Here is a 250-nt window from a genome sequence, read left to right on the forward strand (position 1 = left end):
GTACCAAATACACCACCAATAATCCAATAATTGCCGAGATTCCACCTACATAAGCAATAACTACAGGACGAAGAAGATTGATCTTTTGGTAGAGAGAAACAATAATCATCGCAGCTAAAGTTGCAGCAAAAGTAGCGATCATACACGGCAGAAAAATATCGGTAGGGGTTTTGGAACCCATAGAAGCCCTGATAGCAATGATTGATACAGGAATCAATGTCATTCCACCTGCGTGGAGGCAAAGAAACAT

At 40.8% G+C, this 250-nt stretch carries 1 pseudogene; it reads right to left on the reverse strand.

Annotated elements, in window-relative coordinates:
• Window positions 1-250, reverse strand: a pseudogene (locus SB679_RS25570) (spore maturation protein); the annotation flags it as partial.

The sequence above is a fragment of the Chryseobacterium sp. SIMBA_029 genome, from assembly GCF_046535275.1.
Taxonomy (GTDB): domain Bacteria; phylum Bacteroidota; class Bacteroidia; order Flavobacteriales; family Weeksellaceae; genus Chryseobacterium.